A 15,403-nucleotide genomic window follows, 5' to 3' on the forward strand; every position below is an offset into this window, starting at 1 on the left:
CGACGTCGCCGCAGCGCGGCGGGAACAGGCAGCTCAAGAACCTGCTCATATTCAGCTGCAACTCCCTCATCGGCACGGACAACAGGTTCGGGAGGTACTACGGGGAGTGCAGGGCGAGGGGGATGAGGCACAGCAAGGCGCTGAAGGCGGTCGCGAGGAAGAGGCTCAAGGTCATCTACGCGATCATGCGAGACGCCGTCCCGTACGCGGCCTAGCGGACGGCGAGGTCAACCGAAGAGGGAGAGGGGGCGCGAGGCGCCCGGATGCGCCATGCCGAAATGTCGCGAAGCAGGCGGTTGACAAAACTATAGAGACACGTCCCAAATGAGCTGCTTTGGGCACAAAAAAGCCGCCGACCCGATGGGGTCGGCGGCTCGTGTGACAAAGGGACTGTCCTTTGTCACATTCGGCGGGCGAAGCGGCTTTACTCCAGCTCAAACGCACCCGTGTACAGCTGGTAGTAATACCCGCGCTTGGCGATCAGCTCGTCGTGGTTGCCGCGCTCGATGATGCGGCCGTGGTCCAGGCAGATGATCGCGTCGGAGTTGCGCACGGTGCTCAGGCGGTGTGCGATGACAAACGTCGTGCGACCCTCCATGAGCTTGTCCATGCCTGCCTGCACGATGGCCTCGGTGCGGGTATCGATGCTCGATGTGGCCTCGTCCAGAATCATCGCCGGCGGATCGGCGACGGCGGCGCGCGCGATCGAGATCAGCTGGCGCTGGCCCTGCGACAGCTGCGCGCCGTTACCGGTGAGCATGGTGTCGTAGCCGTCGGGCAGGCGGGTGATAAAGTCGTCCGCTCCCGCGAGCTTGGCCGCCTTGATGCACTCCTCGTCGGTGGCGTCCAGGTTGCCGTAGCGGATGTTGTCCATGACGGTGCCGGTGAACAGGTTCACGTCCTGCAGCACCACGCCGAGCGAGCGACGTAGATCGGACTTGCGAATCTTGTTGACGTTGATGCCGTCGTAGCGGATCTTGCCGTCGGCAATGTCGTAGAAGCGGTTGATGAGGTTGGTGATGGTCGTCTTGCCGGCACCGGTGGCGCCGACAAACGCGACCTTCTGGCCCGGCTTGGCGTACACAGACACGCCGTGCAGCACCTCGTGGTCGGGCGTGTAGCCAAAGTCCACGTTGTCCATGACCAGGTCGCCACGCAGCGGCACGTACTCGATCTCGCCGGTCGCGCGGTGCGGGTGCTTCCAAGCCCACATACCGGTGTGGTGGTCGGCCTCCTCGAGCTGCCAGGTGTCGGGATTCACCTGTGCGTTGACAAGCGTCACGTAGCCCTCGTCGGCCTCGGGCTCCTCGTCGAGTAGCTCAAAGATACGCTCGGCGCCGGCAAGGCCCATGACCACGGCGTTGATCTGCTGCGAGATCTGGCCGATCTGGCCGCAGAACTGCTTGGTCATGTTGAGGAACGGCACCACGACGGCGATGGAGAGCGCCATGCCCGAGAGGCTCAGGTTGGGCACGCCCAGCGCCAGGAAGATGCCGCCGGTCAGCGCGACCAGCACGTAGAGCAAGTCGCCCAGGTTCCCGAGGATCGGCATGAGGATGTTGGCGTACATGTTGGCCTTCTGCGAGACCTCGAAGAGCTTCTCGTTGCGCTCGTCAAAATCGGCCTCGGCGGCGGACTCGTGACAGAACGCCTTGACGACTTTCTGGCCGTTCATGACTTCCTCGATATGGCCCTCGACCACGCCGAGCTCGGTTTGCTGCGCGATAAAGAAGCGCGCGGAGTTGGAGCCGAGCAGCTTGGTCATAAAGGTCATAAAGGCGATGCCGGCAATGATGACCAGGCACATCCACACGCTGTAATACAGCATGATGAAGAACACGGTGACGATGACGATGATCGTCATGAGCAGGTTGGGTAGCGACTGGCTGATCATCTGACGCAGCGTGTCGATGTCGTTGGTGTAGTGGCTCATGATGTCGCCGCGCTGGTGCGTGTCGAAGTAGCGAATCGGCAGGTCCTGCATGCGGTTGAACATCTTTTCGCGCAGCTTCTCGAGCGAGCCCTGCGTGATGACGGCCATGGCGCGGTTCCAGAAGAGCGAGGAGGCGACGCCCACGGCGTAGATGCAGCCGAGGGTGGTCACGAGCTTCAGAATCTTGGGCTGCGCGGCCGTCCAGTCGCCCGACTGCCACGATTCGCTAATGACCTGCAGCGCGCTCTGGAGAAACGTCGCGCCGATGGAGTTGATGATGGCGCAGAGCACAACGCCGGCGACGACGAGGGGCAAAAGCACCGGGTAGAAGCCAAAGAGCATCTTGATCAGGCGCGTCATGGTGCCGCCCTTGCGGCTGCGCGCGCGCTCGGCGGTAGCGGCCTTACTCATGTGCCTCGCCTCCTTCCTGGGTCTGAGCTTGCGGTGCGGATGCCTCGGTGTCGGCTGCGGCGGTCTCGCCCGCGTCCTCGCCTTCGGCACTCATCTTATTTTGCGAGGTAAAGGTCTCGCGGTAGATCTCGCTCGTCTTGAGCAGCTCATCGTGGTTGCCGATGTCCTTGATGCGGCCGCCCTCCATGACGATGATGCGGTCGGCGTCCTGCACGGAGCTGATGCGCTGGGCGATGATGAGCTTGGTCGTGTTGGGCAGGTAGCTCGCCAGGCCCTCGCGGATCTTGGCGTCGGTCTTGGTGTCGACGGCGCTCGTGGAGTCGTCCAGGATCAAGATCTTGGGGCGACGCAGCAGGGCACGCGCGATGCACAGGCGCTGCTTCTGGCCACCGGAAACGTTGGAGCCGCCCTGCTCGATCCAGGTGTCGTAGCCCTTGGGGAAGCCGTCGACGAACTCGTCGGCGCAGGCCAGATGTGCGGCCTCGCGGACTTCCTCGTCGGTGGCGTTCGGGTCGCCCCAGCGCAGGTTCTCGGCGATGGTGCCGCTAAACAGCACGTTTTTCTGCAGGACCATGGCTACCTGGTGGCGCAGCGCGTCCAGGTCGTAGTCGCGCACGTCTACGCCGCCGACGCGCACGGTGCCCTCGGTGACATCGTACAGGCGGGCGATCAGGTTCACGAGCGTCGACTTGGCCGAGCCGGTGCCACCGATAATGCCGATGGTCTCGCCGCTCTTAATATGCAGGTCGATATCGTCGAGCGCCTGGCGGCGGGCATACTCGGAATACTTAAAGCTCACGTGATCGAAGTCGATGGAGCCGTCGGCAACCTCGTGCACGGGCTCGGTCGGGTTGGCGATCGTGGGCTCGGCGGCCAGCACCTCGGTAATGCGGTGCGCCGACTCGTCTGCCATGGTTACCATGACAAAGATCATCGACAGCTGCATTAGGCTCATCAGAATCTGGAAGCCGTAGGTAAAGATGGAGGAGAGCTGGCCCACGTCGAACAGGGTGCCCTGGCTCGTGATGATGAGCTTGGAGCCCAGGTAGATGATGACGACGAACGCGCCGTTGACGCAGATGTTCATCATGGGGTTGTTAAAGGCAAGGAGCTTCTCGGCGCGGGTGAAGTCCATCTGGACGTCGCGCGCAGCGGTCGCGAACTTCTCCTTCTCAAAGTCTTCGCGCACATAGCTCTTGACCACGCGCATGCCGGTGACGTTTTCCTCGACGGATTCGTTGAGGGCGTCGTACTTGTGGAACACGCGGGCAAAGATCGGACGTACCTTGTAGATGATAAAGAACAGGCCAAAGCCCAGCAGCGGAATGATGACCAGGTAGACCATGGCGACGCTGCCGCCCATGGCGTATGCCATGGTAAAGGCAAAGACCAGCACCAGCGGCGAGCGCACGGCGATGCGGATGAGCATCATAAAGGCCTGCTGCACGTTGTTGATGTCGGTGGTGAGGCGCGTGACGAGCGAGGAGCTCGAGAACTCGTCGATGTTGGCGAAGCTGAACGTCTGGATCTTGTAGAACAGGTCGCGACGCAGGTTCTTGGCAAAGCCGCAGCTGGCATGGCTGCAGGTGATGCCCGCGGCGGCGCCAAAGGCGAGTGACGTCAGCGCGATGAGTACGAGAAGGCCGGCGGTGGGCAGCATCTCGGTAACGGCAGTGCCGTCCTTGATGGCATCGATCATGTCGGCGGTGATAAACGGGATCATCATCTGGCAGATTACCTCGCCAAGCACCAGCAGCGGCGTGGCGATCGTGACCTTCATGTAATCGCGGATGCTGCCCATAAGGGTTTTAATCATCCAGTTCCTCCCAGGTTACGCGGATTTTCTCGAGCATCTCGGCGAGCTGTTCACGCTCGTCGTGGTTGAGGGCACTAAAGGCCTGCTCTCTAAAGCGGATGCGGGCGGCTTGGTCGATGCGGGCCTTCTCCCAGCCGATCTCGGTCAGGCGAATGGTGAGCTGCCGGCGATCTTTTGGATTGCGGCTGCGCTCGATGATGCCGGCGCACTCGAGCTTGGACAAGATTTCGGAAAGCGACCCCGGCTTGAGGTCGAAGTGCATGCCGAGTTCCTGCTGCGACATCTCGCCGTTTTCCTGCTTGGCAAGCAGGCAGACGATGGGCGCCTTGCCGGACACGCCGCCGCCGTGAAAGTGCATGTAGTGGCCGCAAAAGCCTAGGCCGCTCAGGATGCGCTTGGCGAGCTTGTCTTCGCCGTTAACTGCTTCGGGCACGTCTGCCGGTTGCGACGGGTCGCCGCCGGGCTCGTGCGGACGAAGGTTAAGGGGTTCATCGCACATGAATTCGTATCGCTCCTTTCTTTAGTTAGGTAGTGGGATTGTTTTGTGCCTAACTAATCTAGGAGTGCCATACAGAAATGTCAAGGTACCAAACTTATTTGGTTACGGCGTTTTGCCAAACGCCGTAACCGCTCGACGCTGCAAACGTACCTAAGCGGCAATCTGGCGTTCAATCGTCGGGCATGGCCACAAGGCCTATGCCCTCCTCTTTCACGCCACCTTGCTCGCTTAGGAACGTTTTCGCTGTCCGTCCTCAACCTGCAGCGTTGCCCTGGTTGGCACTTGGGGACGTTCCTTTTCTGACGGCACCTAGGGACACTCCTTGTCAAGGCTTTGGTGCAAACTTCCGTCTGCAGCGTTCCCTGCGCTACACTTAGTCGCACTGTGGCGACTTTGCGCCGCTCCCGACCCAAGGGGGGACTCTCATGAAGAACACTCAGCTGCTGCTGATCAACGATATGTGCGGCTACGGCAAGGTCGCGCTTTCCGCCATGCTGCCGGTGCTGTCGCATATGGGCTACCGCATCCACAACCTGCCGACGGCGCTTGTGTCCGATACGCTCAACTACCCCAAGTTCTACATCCACGACACCACGGAGTACGTGCGTCAGAGTCTCGCCATCTGGGAAGAGCTCGGCTTTGAGTTCGACGCCATCTCCACTGGCTTTATCGTGACCGAAGAAGAGACGCGCATCATCTCAGACTTTTGCCACCGCCGCGCGCAAAAGGGCACCAAGGTATTCGTCGACCCCATCATGGGCGACAACGGCAAACTTTACGCCGGTGTGCCCGAGTCCACGATCGGTCTCATGAGGCATCTGCTCGAGTGCGCCGACTATGCGGTGCCCAACTATACCGAGGCGTGCCTGCTCACCGACACGCCCATTGCCGAGCAAATCACGCCTGACGAGGCCCACGCCCTTGTGGACGCCATGCGCGCGCTGGGCGCCAAGTCGGTGGTCATTACGAGCGCTGTGGTCGACGGCACGAACGCCGTCATCGGTTACGACCACGTGGCGGGGGAGTACTTCACGATTCCCTTCGACCTGATCCCGGTCTATTTCCCGGGCACCGGTGACACGTTCTCGGCGGTGCTCGTCGGTCGCGTTATGGCTGGCTGGAGCCTGCAGCACGCAACGGCCGATGCCATGCGTGTGGTGGCCGAGCTTATCGAGCGCAACGCTGACCAGGAGGACAAGTCTGCCGGCCTGCCCATCGAGGCCTGCCTGGATGTGATCGACCATGAGTAGCGCCAGCGAAAGCGGCCCCGAGCCCGCGAGCGAGGGCAAGTTGCTCGGCGCGCCACGCGGCAAGCGCCCACGTATCCGCATTAGCTGCGTGGACCAGCTGGGCACGTGCCGCTGCCACCATGGCCACAAGCCCGGCGACGTCTTCGACTTCGACCGCGATCGCGGCAAGATGTGCTCCATGGCCTGCCATGTGGGCTTTCCCTATATCGACATCCTGCGCTACGGCGGAACCGTGCCCGGCAACGAGCCCGGTACGGCAAAGTTCTGCTGCCCCGAGGTCGATACGTTGAACGTCTGGCTCGCCGAGATCGTCGACGAGTAATCGAGCGTGGATTTTCTCCCACCAAGATAATGAGCGTGGATAATCTCCCGTTTAGAGCGCCGTTTTGCGTTCAAAGTGGGAGATTATCCACGCTCAATTTGTATGCGGGAGATTATCCACGCTCATTTTATGCCGATGGCGTGGCTCACGCATCCGCGCCGCCCGGGCGCCTACAGTTGCTCGAGCATGGCCGTGCAGCCGGCGAGCACATCGCGGTAGGTGGCATCGAAGTTGCCGGTGTACCAGGGATCGGCGACGTCGCCGGGGCGATCGGTCCAATCCAGCAGCCGCGAAATCTTGCCGTCGGCATCGTCGCCGAAGATGCGACGCAGGCCGCGCGCGTTCTCGGCATCCATATAGACGATGTGGTCCCAGTCACCATACTCCGCGCGACGAACCTGGCGCGCGCGGTGCGCAACGACGGGAATCCCGACCTCGCGCAGCTTGGCGACGGTGCCATGATGCGGAGGGTTGCCAATCTCCTCGGTCGAGGTCGCGGCAGAATCAATGACGAACTCCGCCTCGCGCCCAGCACGGCGCACCAGCTCGGCAAACACCGACTCAGCCATCGTCGAGCGACAGATGTTCCCATGACAGACAAATAGGATTTTGCGCATTGGCTAAAACCTCTCGAATATCAGAGTTTTCGCAGATAATCGCACTGCTTTTTGATCCCTCGTCAAGGACAGAATATCAAATTGATTCATAAATGAGCGGATTATTCTTCTTTCCAGCGTCGTAAGAATTGTCGTAAAGAACGAGGGTTTACGACTTGTTGTCACAATGTTGACCGTCCTTTGCATCCAATTTTCAGCATATCCTCTCTGACGTCGTCGAAATCAAGATGGGTGTATGTGTTAAAAGTCACGTTGATGTCGGAGTGGCCCATGATGCATTTTAGCTTCGCAGGGTTCATTCCCCTGCGTGCCATCTTCGAGCAGAAGGTATGTCGGCAGACATGTGGTGTGATTTTGGGAAGCTCATCCTTGTAGATGCGATTATGTTTCTCTATCGCGTGGTGGAAGTACTTCTCCCAGTGCAGGGCAACACGCGGCATCTCGTTTTTATCAAGAAACAGAAAACCGCTAACACCGTCAACGACCGGCTCACTCGAAGGCTTTAGACGTTGCGCAAGGATACTCCTGAAACACTCTGTCACGGCTTGAGTCATGGGAACATAGCGGATCCCGCTCTCCGTCTTGGGACGTTCGATGTAGTATCGCATGTTGCTGGTCCGCTGAAGTTGCTTGTTTACCCGAATGCTTCCGTTTTTGAAATCAAGGTCTTCGACGGTAAGACCGCAGAATTCAGAAATGCGCAGGCCCGTATTTAGAAGGATGTAGATGGCGTCACGATAGCGGTGAAAGTGTTCATCGCCCTCCACGAAAGCAAGAAATCTGCGTTCTTGGTTAGTGGCCAAGGCCTTGCGTGTAACCATGTCGTTTGTCAGTATCGTTGCGAGCTCGAAATAGAAGGGATTTCGGCGAATCAGGCTGTTCTCCTCTGCCAGTTGAAACGCCGGTCTCAGAACACCACGGATGCTATGGATTGTGCTATAGCGCTTGCCGTGGATTTTTTGCAGGTTGATGAGCCATTCCTTGGCATCAAGGGAGGTGACACCGCATATTCGTCGCGAGCCGAATTCATCTGTAGCAAGAAAATTGAGGATTGTCTTGTAGGCGGCTCGAGTGGATTGTTTCACGGCAGTCTTTGTTTCAGTGTAACGAGATGCGAGTTCGTAGACTGTCATATTGTTCGGCGCGACCTTATCAAGCAGATCGCGCTGGATCTCATGCTCCAACGCGCGCAAGCACGGACTGGCTTTCTTCCCCTTCGGAGTTAGATCATGAGTTGTCAAGGTCCACGAGTAGACGCTCCGCGTTTTACCTCTTGCATCCACATACTTGAAGCAGTAACGGCCGTTTTTTCTCTGGCTTTCCCCGCGTCTGAGGATTCGCCCTTTGCTGTCTTTTCTCACAGTCACTAGCAGGCTCCTTCCTGTTCAGAAAAGAGCCCCGATGCGATATTTCAAGATTATCGCACGGGGCCCGATTGGTTAAGCTGTCAAGTGCGAAACGGTGTCGAGAAGCTCTTTATAAAGAGCGTTGGCGCAGGACGAGGGGGCGAGTCCTCGCGCATAACTCGAATATGGGTTTGTACGAGAGGAACCTTCGACCGGCCAGTATCCGTCGAGATCGTGCCTAAACTCAGAGAGACAGATCTCCCTCGTCTGCATCTCCGCAACGACGGAGAGGCGCCTCTCAAGTTGACCAAATCCGTCGACATCGTTTTGCGGACGATAAGTCGCGGATCGGCGCATCTGTTCTCCATAGAATTCCAAGGGGCTGTAGGGCGTCGTGACGATTACGAGATCGGCGGCTATCGCTTTGTCGGAATATCGGGACGGTGCCATCACCTCATGCTCCATCGCATAGGGATCCGTGATGCGAAGCAGGTCGGCGTAGGGGATGGATGAGGGACGAAGTTCGTCAAGAATCACCGTGTGCTTGCCCTCATACCCCTGAAAGATGTCTCTCGTAGATCCAGAGACGAAGAACGGTTCGCCCTTCCGCTTCGCATAGAGCTTTGCGAGGGTGGACTTCCCCGTTCCAGCAGGCCCGAAGATCCAAACTGATTCCACCCTTCTTTCGCCCTTGAGCATCAACCCCCGCCATTCCCGGGCCTGAACCTGAAGGCGGCGTGCATAAACGTCTTCGATCTGACGCTATGTCCGGGCATATTCGGATCCGGAGAGCTGAGAGATCAAGGACTCCTTGTCGATACGACCTTCGAGAAGGTCATCGAGAAGGACTTTGATGCTGCTATGGGACCTCGTTCGAGCAACGCGCGACTCAATAGAAGCAAGTAGCGCTGGGTAATCGAAATTGGAGCGCACGATTTTGGGGTCGTACTGATGCTTGGATCGTGCGCCATCCGTTCTGTGGCACAGGTAGGAAAAACCGTTTTCCACACCTGCCTTCCAAGCCTCGATGCGCTCAGGTTTATCTCCAAGGAGCTTCGCGATGCTATTGAGCGAGCGCGGATTCTGGAACTCCATCATCACGTGAAGATGCGCGGCTGCCGGACGTCCCGCGTCCGTCGTGTCGCTGTCGTGCACGATGCCCGCATAGCGCTTCGGGGCGAGTGTTTCGATTCTTCGGTACATTTCGTCCACAAGACGGGGCAGGTGATCGAGCTGCTGCTCGTACATCATCGCGCGGGTCTTCATGGGCAGAGAATTGGTCATGGTTCCGAGTCCTTTCTCGTAAATGAGCTATTTCGGGACGATTTTGGAACGCGCCCGAGGGTGCGCCTTGGGATAACAAGCTCCCCAAGGCGCATAAATGAGCAGAATTTCAAGTAATGGAACAATCGACGGGGTCCGCTTTTGCTGCGCGAAGCGGACCCCGCGGTGGTTATTCTCTGAAGTACAGGTCAAGGAGCCGCCCAAGCTCGCGGTACACGGGGAAGTCCATGATCGGAAAATGCACAAAGCCGATGCGGTCGTGCGCCCCGTCCGTACTGCTGAACCAAGCGTCGCCCGGGGAGAAGGTGCGAGGTGCACCGAGGTCGAGCAGGCGTTCCGCGCCCCATATGAGCCGCGCCTCGGGAAGCGTCGGCTTGAAGAGGACGCGGGTGCTGCACGCCGAGCGCAGCATCGACGGCAAGCCCCCCTCCTCAACAGACGCCTCGGCGATCGAGATGATGGCGTAGCAGCCCGCGCTCGCCCCCATCGTTACGATGCGCTTCACCAGCCCATCAAACGTCGCGAGGCAGTAATCGGGGTCCTCCTTGCTCGCGCGCTTGGGAAACAGCGTGCGGAGTGCCACGTACTCATCCATGAAGAGAAGCGAAACGTGAAGCCCCGCATCCCACCAGTGCACGGCGTCTCCCGTCTCTGTCGACCTGTCGTTGAGGAAGCTCTGTCGCTCTTTGATGCTGTCGGCGAACCGTGATAACGCAGACAGGATTGCGCGAGCGTCCCCGTCAGCATTCAGTGAAACCACGCGAGGAAGTCGGGAGGGCTCGGCCTGCTTGGGGTCTATGATGAGGACTTGCGATCCGTGTCCGTCAGGACCAGCCAACAGGGCTTGGAGCAAGAGGGCGATCACGCCCGTGGTCTTTCCAGCGATGAGCATGGAACCGGAGGTGCGGAGGTCGATGCTCGTGCCGTTTTGAACGCGGAATTCGTAGGCGTTCGCCGGGCACAAATCCTCGACACGCGATGCCTTGATCTCTCGATGCAACGTCACATCTTCAAGGAAGAAGGTCACTTGATTGCATGCGACGTCTGCTTCGGCAAGTACGACGGCGTAGCGGGAGAACCTTCCGCGAAGTCGGGAGCTAATGCTAGGTCCCATCTTCGATATTTCTTCTGCCGTTGAGGATGAGGTTGAGATGGCGAGCTCGAACTGTCCAGGAGCCGTCTCTTTGCAAGAGATGTCGGGAAGAAGCTCGCCTTCTCGCAGGTGTAGAGGATTCCCGTAACGTGGATCAAAGAGCCCCTTCCTAATGCGTGCATGCAACCGTGTTGATTCAGATAGCATGACGTAATGTGTGATCCCTCCCGCAAACAACATGGTCCCAGCGAGGCTAAGAGTGGCCGCTGCGGAGGTAAGGTTGCCGCCAAACGCCATCACCGTACTGGGCTCTATGGCGATGGGCGCAAGAATGGTGTTCACGAATAGCCCGATGCAATAAACGCACGCGGCGACCGCAAATAAAGCGACCCCCAGCACACAAAGCTTTGCGCTGGGGGTCGAATACACGATCGCCGGTGCGCCACTGGAGTAACGCACCACAATCACCTAGCCCTTCGCGGGGATGACGGTAATGCCGTCCGCCGTGATGGACAACTGGTTGCGATAATCACCGTAAACCTTTGCGACCACGCCGGTGGGAATGACGTGCTGATTGACGGGAATCTCGATATCGTTCGAAACCTTGATGGAAAGCTTCTCGAAACGATTGCTGACCACCTCGCCTTCGTTTTGGTGATACTGCGTGTTATCGGTTGTGATCACCACGTCGATCTTGGTGCCGCGATGCTCTTTGGTGTTTTAATCAACCCATTTACCACCTCCGACACAAAGGAAACGCTTGCCTTTCGCAAAAGCTTCCCAATCGAACTTCATAAACTGATTCAATTTCCTCATACTCGAACTCCTCTCAATCCAATTATTTGCTGACTCCGCGTTGCGGCTCGCCGTGGACATCGAGATAGAGGCGCAGGACGTTGCGCAAGATCTCCTCGACATTTCTTGTTGCGGCATGAAGATCATCGTCCCCAAACATTGCCCCATGGAGCTTCGTGTGGGCACAAAGAATCTGGCGATACATGACGCGAGAGAACATCTCTTCGGCCTTCAGGGCATGTCGAACAGCTCGTTCAGAACAAGTCGGCATGCTCGCCGAAGACTCCTTTATAGACGACATTGCCGTACTGGTTGTTGAGATGGAGCCGCATTCAAACGGTCCGCGCATGATCTTCGGTCGGGTCATACACACCTCTTTCCTAAAATTGGATATTACCGACGATTCGTCAATCGTCATCGAGCATTCGGTGAGCACATCATGCCATAAGCTTCTGAGCTGGGATTATTTCGCAAGGACCTGTCGTTCTCGACGTCCTCTGATGAGAAGAAGTGGGGCGTAATGATGACAAAGTATTCAATCACGGAACAAACACAATTTAATAATCACCCAGATGGGGCAAATATGGACATCCAGATATTGAATCGTCGGTATCGTTGGTGTCGCTGAGCCTTCAGGCTGAGGGGGATGGGCCATTTGCGCTGAGTTGCTTGCAAAACGGGGGAGGGGATATCAGAAGAAGGCGGCTTGCAGAAGACATGCCTGAGCGCTAGAGGAGGGGCTGACCAATAGTGTGCTCCTCTTCTGGGGCCAAATCCAAGCGGAGGGGGCATGAGGCCGAGAGGAACTGCTCGTCATGGCTCACCAAAACAAGCGCGCCGGGAAAGGCGGAAAGCGCTCGCTCGAGTGCCTCCACCGAGTGCAGGTCCAGGTGATTCGTGGGTTCGTCCATGACGATGATTTCGGGGGCATCTAGTATACCGCGGGCGAGCATGAGCTTCCGCAGCTCCCCCGGGCTGATGTTCTCGCCGGACAATATTCGTTCGGGATCCGAATTGAGTTGCGCAACGATCGAAAGCAGGGCTCCACGTTCGGCTTGGGGCAGGTCCTTGATTTCCGAGAGGAATTCAATTGAGGATGAATCGTCGACTTCCTGAGGGATATACAGCGTGCGAATGTCCAATCCCGTGGCCTTGCGGCCTTCCAATATCTCCAGGATATGCTTGACCAGTGTTGTTTTCCCCGCTCCGTTGGGGCCGCTTATGCCCAGATGATCGGTATTTCCCAGATAAATCTCGGGAACCCGCAAAGATTGCCTCGGGCCGCACGGTATGCGATCTGAGCTGACGTGAATCAGTGTTTTGCGCGGGCTGGGTTGCGCTTCCATCCACAAGGTGCTTTCGTAGCGCTTTTCGACATGGTGGGCGTCGACGGCGGCTTGCGCGCGCTGGATTCGGGAGTCCATGCGCGAAGCGAGCTTGCCCGCAACGCCGTCTCTGCCAGTGAGAATGGCGAGTTTGATTCGTGCTTTCGCGTCGTGATCCTTCGGATCGACATGACGGGCGCTTCTCTTGGATGCGGACCGTGAGGCGTTTTCAACGCGCCTGATATACTCAGCCTTCATGCGCTTTTCTTCGGATCGCGCAATCGATTTGGCCCGCGCCGCGCTTTCGCGCTCCAGATTCGCCTGCGAGCGAGCTTGGGAGTAGTTGCCGGGGCGCATGGTGACGTGCCCCGACTCAAAGCACAGGCAGTCCTTTGCCAAGGAGTCGAGCAACGCACGGTCGTGCGAGACGAGGAGGCCAATACCCTTGTACTCGGCGAGTGCTTTGCAAATCTGCCTTCTGCATTCTGCGTCCACATGGTTAGTCGGTTCATCCATTGCCAGAAGATCGGGATTCTGCCAAAGCGCGACGGCTATTTGAATTTTCTTCTGCTCGCCACCGGAGAGCTCGGAAAAACGCCAGAGCATATCATCGGTGATGCGGAGCATCCTTCTGAGGTGCGTGGTCGCCGGGGCGAAGTCGCACGCAAAATCGAAGAGCATGGGCGGTTCGACTCCGGCTTCTTGCGCGCAATATGCGGAGACGAGACGCGGTGAAACGACGCCGCGATCTGGAATCAGAAGTCCGCACGCAATGCGGACGAAAGTTGATTTCCCGCACCCGTTGTCTCCGACGATGCCGTGCCAGCCGGGGGCAAATGTCGCCGACACGTTGTCGAGTGCGGGCATTGCGCTGCCAGGATATGCATAAGTAATATGGGAAAGAACGAGGGTGGTGGAGCTGTTCAAATTGGTTCTTGACATTGTGCCTCCTCGGCATGGGAGGCCGCGTTTTGCCGCATATGCTCTGATTGGCTCGTTCCGACCAACGTGAACGCCCGTCGACTCGAGTCAAGCTGAAAGAAAATGAGTCGACGGCAATGCTCGCAAAGGTAGTGTTTAGGATATACGAGGATCAGTGAAAAGACGATACGACAAATGTGCAGCCAGATTTATTCTTGGATAGATGGCAATTTGCAAATTGGCGTCGATATGTATCGTCTACAGCTTCACGAATCCTTTTCCTTTCCGGGGCGCTGGCTTGGCATATGGGCCTGCGCTGAATTCTTCCGTAGAGTCTAACAAAGCAATAATGCGGACGCAAGGAGGCGTTGCGTCTGAAAGCACGCCATTGCGTTGGACGCTTGAAGGGGTTTGCAAGTCGATTGAAAGAATACTAGTGCATCCGCTTCTTGTAACTAGCATGCGATGGTGGGGCGTCGTGAATGTTGAGCGAGGTCATCGACTTGATTTTTCTGGTGTTTGAGATATTAGCTTTCGCGATTTACCCTCCAAATTGCAGAGGTTTGAGACGACCGGAAAGGAATGCTTATGCTCGATTCTCCGTTCTTCAGCTACTGGGGAAAGGCGAAAGGAGTTGCTTTTCTCCATCACGGCAATATCGCATCGGGGCTCAAAGTCGTAAAAACGTCGTAAGGTACGCGATATGGTTCGCCGGGATCCTAACTAGCTAGGCATTTTTCTGAATCTGCAGATGTTCCCATGACAGATAAACAGTACGCGTTGCATAGAACGATACCTTTCATATAGGAGGCTGCTAAAGAGTCGAAGCCGGGCACATACAGAGTTTTATTTCCTGGCCAGTTTGAAATAGCGCTCAAATATCAATTCGAAAACGTAATAGAACATTAATCGACTGTCGAGGTCCATGCTGCCCAAGCGGATTTCTTTTTGCACGGTGTAGATAGGGTAGTCGGCTAGTTTCGAGAGAGAATTTCGAGAAAAGCCGGTGAGTGTGACGACCTTGCATCCGCGCGTTTTGGCTATCGACGTAGCGTCAATAGACACCTGCGTCTCGCCGCTTACGGAAACGCTGAAGACCAGGTCGTTTTTGCCAAGCAGTTCTGCGTAGTGCCTCATGACGTGGCGTTCACTGAGCGTATCGGTATTCTTGCCCATTATTTTGAGCTTTTCAGCCATCTCGAGGCACGGGTATTTCGAAAAGCCCGAGCAGAAGAACACGATATGCGAGGCGTCCTGGATAAGGCTCACGACCGAGTCGATGACCCGGTCGTTAAGCAGGTCTTTGGTTTGTACGAGCTGGGTGTCGAGCGGAAGTGTCTCGATAGTGAATCGATTGCGGTCGAGCGAGGCGGAATACGATTGTTTGAGCTCCGTAAACCCCGAGAAGCCAAGCTTATGGGCAAGCCTTACGATCGTGTTGGGAGCGACAAAGAACCGTTCAGCAACGCCCTTAAGCGTGACATCGTCAATATCGTCACGCAGCTCGATGATGTAGCGCATGATCTCGCTTTCGAGATCGTTGAGCTTGCTCTCGCCAGCTCGCACATGATCATAAAAAGATTCTTGATCTTTCATAAGATGTTTCAGCCCCTCGCACCTCGCCGTACATATGGTACCGCTTTGTGTAGCCAGGTGAGAAATCGGTAATCGGTCAAGATTGCCTATTACCCATGAACTGGGCAAACGTACGTGTCGGCCTACACATATCTGTGTCGTGAACGAAATCATGTGTCCCCGTTTCGCATTGACCTGCGCAGGGGCTTGCAAATG

14 protein-coding genes and 1 pseudogene are annotated in these 15,403 nt (G+C 57.2%); 3 read left to right on the top strand and 12 right to left on the bottom strand.

Annotation, left to right across the window (positions count from 1 at the left end):
• A pseudogene (locus tag DWX25_RS08000) lies at window positions 1–215 on the top strand (IS110 family transposase); the annotation flags it as partial.
• Between the two features lie 209 nt (window positions 216–424).
• Here the strand turns inward: DWX25_RS08000 and DWX25_RS08005 are convergent.
• Genes DWX25_RS08005 through DWX25_RS08015 form a run of 3 tightly spaced genes read right to left on the bottom strand, consistent with a single transcriptional unit; the run spans window position 425 to window position 4,659 of the window.
• Entirely contained in the window at window positions 425–2,344 is a 1,920-nt protein-coding gene (locus DWX25_RS08005; RefSeq protein WP_117799136.1) for an ABC transporter ATP-binding protein, read from the bottom strand.
• Entirely contained in the window at window positions 2,337–4,160 is a 1,824-nt protein-coding gene (locus DWX25_RS08010) for an ABC transporter ATP-binding protein (protein WP_233505622.1), read from the bottom strand. The genes DWX25_RS08005 and DWX25_RS08010 overlap by 8 nt, the downstream gene beginning before the upstream one ends.
• A complete protein-coding gene (locus tag DWX25_RS08015; protein WP_117746998.1) occupies window positions 4,153–4,659 on the bottom strand; it encodes a MarR family winged helix-turn-helix transcriptional regulator in 507 nt (168 codons plus the stop codon). The genes DWX25_RS08010 and DWX25_RS08015 overlap by 8 nt, the downstream gene beginning before the upstream one ends.
• Before the next feature lie 425 nt (window positions 4,660–5,084).
• Here DWX25_RS08015 and DWX25_RS08020 point away from each other — a divergent pair, with 425 nt between their 5' ends.
• Both DWX25_RS08020 and DWX25_RS08025 read left to right on the top strand, forming a co-directional pair.
• Window positions 5,085–5,909 (top strand): PfkB family carbohydrate kinase, encoded by an 825-nt coding sequence (locus DWX25_RS08020; protein ID WP_117743457.1) that lies wholly within the window; start codon window positions 5,085–5,087, stop codon window positions 5,907–5,909.
• Complete coding sequence (locus DWX25_RS08025; RefSeq protein WP_117743458.1) at window positions 5,902–6,231, top strand: TIGR04076 family protein; 330 nt, start codon at window positions 5,902–5,904, stop codon at window positions 6,229–6,231. The genes DWX25_RS08020 and DWX25_RS08025 overlap by 8 nt, the downstream gene beginning before the upstream one ends.
• Window positions 6,232–6,401: 170 nt before the next feature.
• Here the strand turns inward: DWX25_RS08025 and DWX25_RS08030 are convergent, their stop codons facing one another.
• The 9 genes from DWX25_RS08030 to DWX25_RS08070 form a co-directional block, all read right to left on the bottom strand.
• Window positions 6,402–6,848 carry a low molecular weight protein-tyrosine-phosphatase gene (locus DWX25_RS08030; protein WP_117743459.1) on the bottom strand — a complete coding sequence of 149 codons (447 nt, stop codon included), beginning with the start codon at window positions 6,846–6,848 and terminating at the stop codon, window positions 6,402–6,404.
• Window positions 6,849–7,009: 161 nt separating this feature from the next.
• Window positions 7,010–8,215: a site-specific integrase gene (locus tag DWX25_RS08035; protein WP_199407132.1), complete on the bottom strand. Its 1,206-nt coding sequence runs from the start codon at window positions 8,213–8,215 to the stop codon at window positions 7,010–7,012.
• 72 nt (window positions 8,216–8,287) lie between these two features.
• Complete coding sequence (locus tag DWX25_RS08040) at window positions 8,288–8,893, bottom strand: hypothetical protein (RefSeq protein WP_117734894.1); 606 nt, start codon at window positions 8,891–8,893, stop codon at window positions 8,288–8,290.
• A 63-nt stretch (window positions 8,894–8,956) separates the two neighbouring features.
• Window positions 8,957–9,478: a Rep family protein gene (locus DWX25_RS08045; protein ID WP_117743461.1), complete on the bottom strand. Its 522-nt coding sequence runs from the start codon at window positions 9,476–9,478 to the stop codon at window positions 8,957–8,959.
• Window positions 9,479–9,647: 169 nt separating this feature from the next.
• Window positions 9,648–11,039: a hypothetical protein gene (locus DWX25_RS08050; RefSeq protein WP_117743462.1), complete on the bottom strand. Its 1,392-nt coding sequence runs from the start codon at window positions 11,037–11,039 to the stop codon at window positions 9,648–9,650.
• Window positions 11,040–11,255 (bottom strand): hypothetical protein, encoded by a 216-nt coding sequence (locus DWX25_RS08055; RefSeq protein ID WP_117743463.1) that lies wholly within the window; start codon window positions 11,253–11,255, stop codon window positions 11,040–11,042. It abuts the gene before it with no gap.
• A 154-nt stretch (window positions 11,256–11,409) separates the two neighbouring features.
• A complete protein-coding gene (locus DWX25_RS08060; RefSeq protein ID WP_117734898.1) occupies window positions 11,410–11,733 on the bottom strand; it encodes a hypothetical protein in 324 nt (107 codons plus the stop codon).
• A gap of 361 nt (window positions 11,734–12,094) precedes the next feature.
• The gene (locus DWX25_RS08065; RefSeq protein WP_117743464.1) at window positions 12,095–13,633 is read right to left on the bottom strand and encodes an ATP-binding cassette domain-containing protein; all 1,539 of its coding nucleotides are present in this window, start codon (window positions 13,631–13,633) and stop codon (window positions 12,095–12,097) included.
• An 825-nt stretch (window positions 13,634–14,458) separates the two neighbouring features.
• A complete protein-coding gene (locus DWX25_RS08070; protein ID WP_158557586.1) occupies window positions 14,459–15,208 on the bottom strand; it encodes a MurR/RpiR family transcriptional regulator in 750 nt (249 codons plus the stop codon).
• Window positions 15,209–15,403: the final 195 nt, after the last annotated feature.

The organism is Collinsella sp. AF18-8LB (assembly GCF_003459795.1).
Classification (GTDB): domain Bacteria; phylum Actinomycetota; class Coriobacteriia; order Coriobacteriales; family Coriobacteriaceae; genus Collinsella.

Excerpts from the sequence above, each read along its gene's own strand:
- DWX25_RS08005 (WP_117799136.1), bottom strand. The coding sequence starts at position 2,344 with ATGAGTAAGGCCGCTACCGCCGAGCGCGCGCGCAGCCGCAAGGGCGGC.
- DWX25_RS08010 (WP_233505622.1), bottom strand. The coding sequence starts at position 4,160 with ATGATTAAAACCCTTATGGGCAGCATCCGCGATTACATGAAGGTCACG.
- DWX25_RS08015 (WP_117746998.1), bottom strand. The coding sequence starts at position 4,659 with ATGTGCGATGAACCCCTTAACCTTCGTCCGCACGAGCCCGGCGGCGAC.
- DWX25_RS08020 (WP_117743457.1), top strand. The coding sequence starts at position 5,085 with ATGAAGAACACTCAGCTGCTGCTGATCAACGATATGTGCGGCTACGGC.
- DWX25_RS08025 (WP_117743458.1), top strand. The coding sequence starts at position 5,902 with ATGAGTAGCGCCAGCGAAAGCGGCCCCGAGCCCGCGAGCGAGGGCAAG.
- DWX25_RS08030 (WP_117743459.1), bottom strand. The coding sequence starts at position 6,848 with ATGCGCAAAATCCTATTTGTCTGTCATGGGAACATCTGTCGCTCGACG.
- DWX25_RS08040 (WP_117734894.1), bottom strand. The coding sequence starts at position 8,893 with ATGCTCAAGGGCGAAAGAAGGGTGGAATCAGTTTGGATCTTCGGGCCT.
- DWX25_RS08045 (WP_117743461.1), bottom strand. The coding sequence starts at position 9,478 with ATGACCAATTCTCTGCCCATGAAGACCCGCGCGATGATGTACGAGCAG.
- DWX25_RS08060 (WP_117734898.1), bottom strand. The coding sequence starts at position 11,733 with ATGACCCGACCGAAGATCATGCGCGGACCGTTTGAATGCGGCTCCATC.
- DWX25_RS08065 (WP_117743464.1), bottom strand. The coding sequence starts at position 13,633 with ATGTCAAGAACCAATTTGAACAGCTCCACCACCCTCGTTCTTTCCCAT.
- DWX25_RS08070 (WP_158557586.1), bottom strand. The coding sequence starts at position 15,208 with ATGAAAGATCAAGAATCTTTTTATGATCATGTGCGAGCTGGCGAGAGC.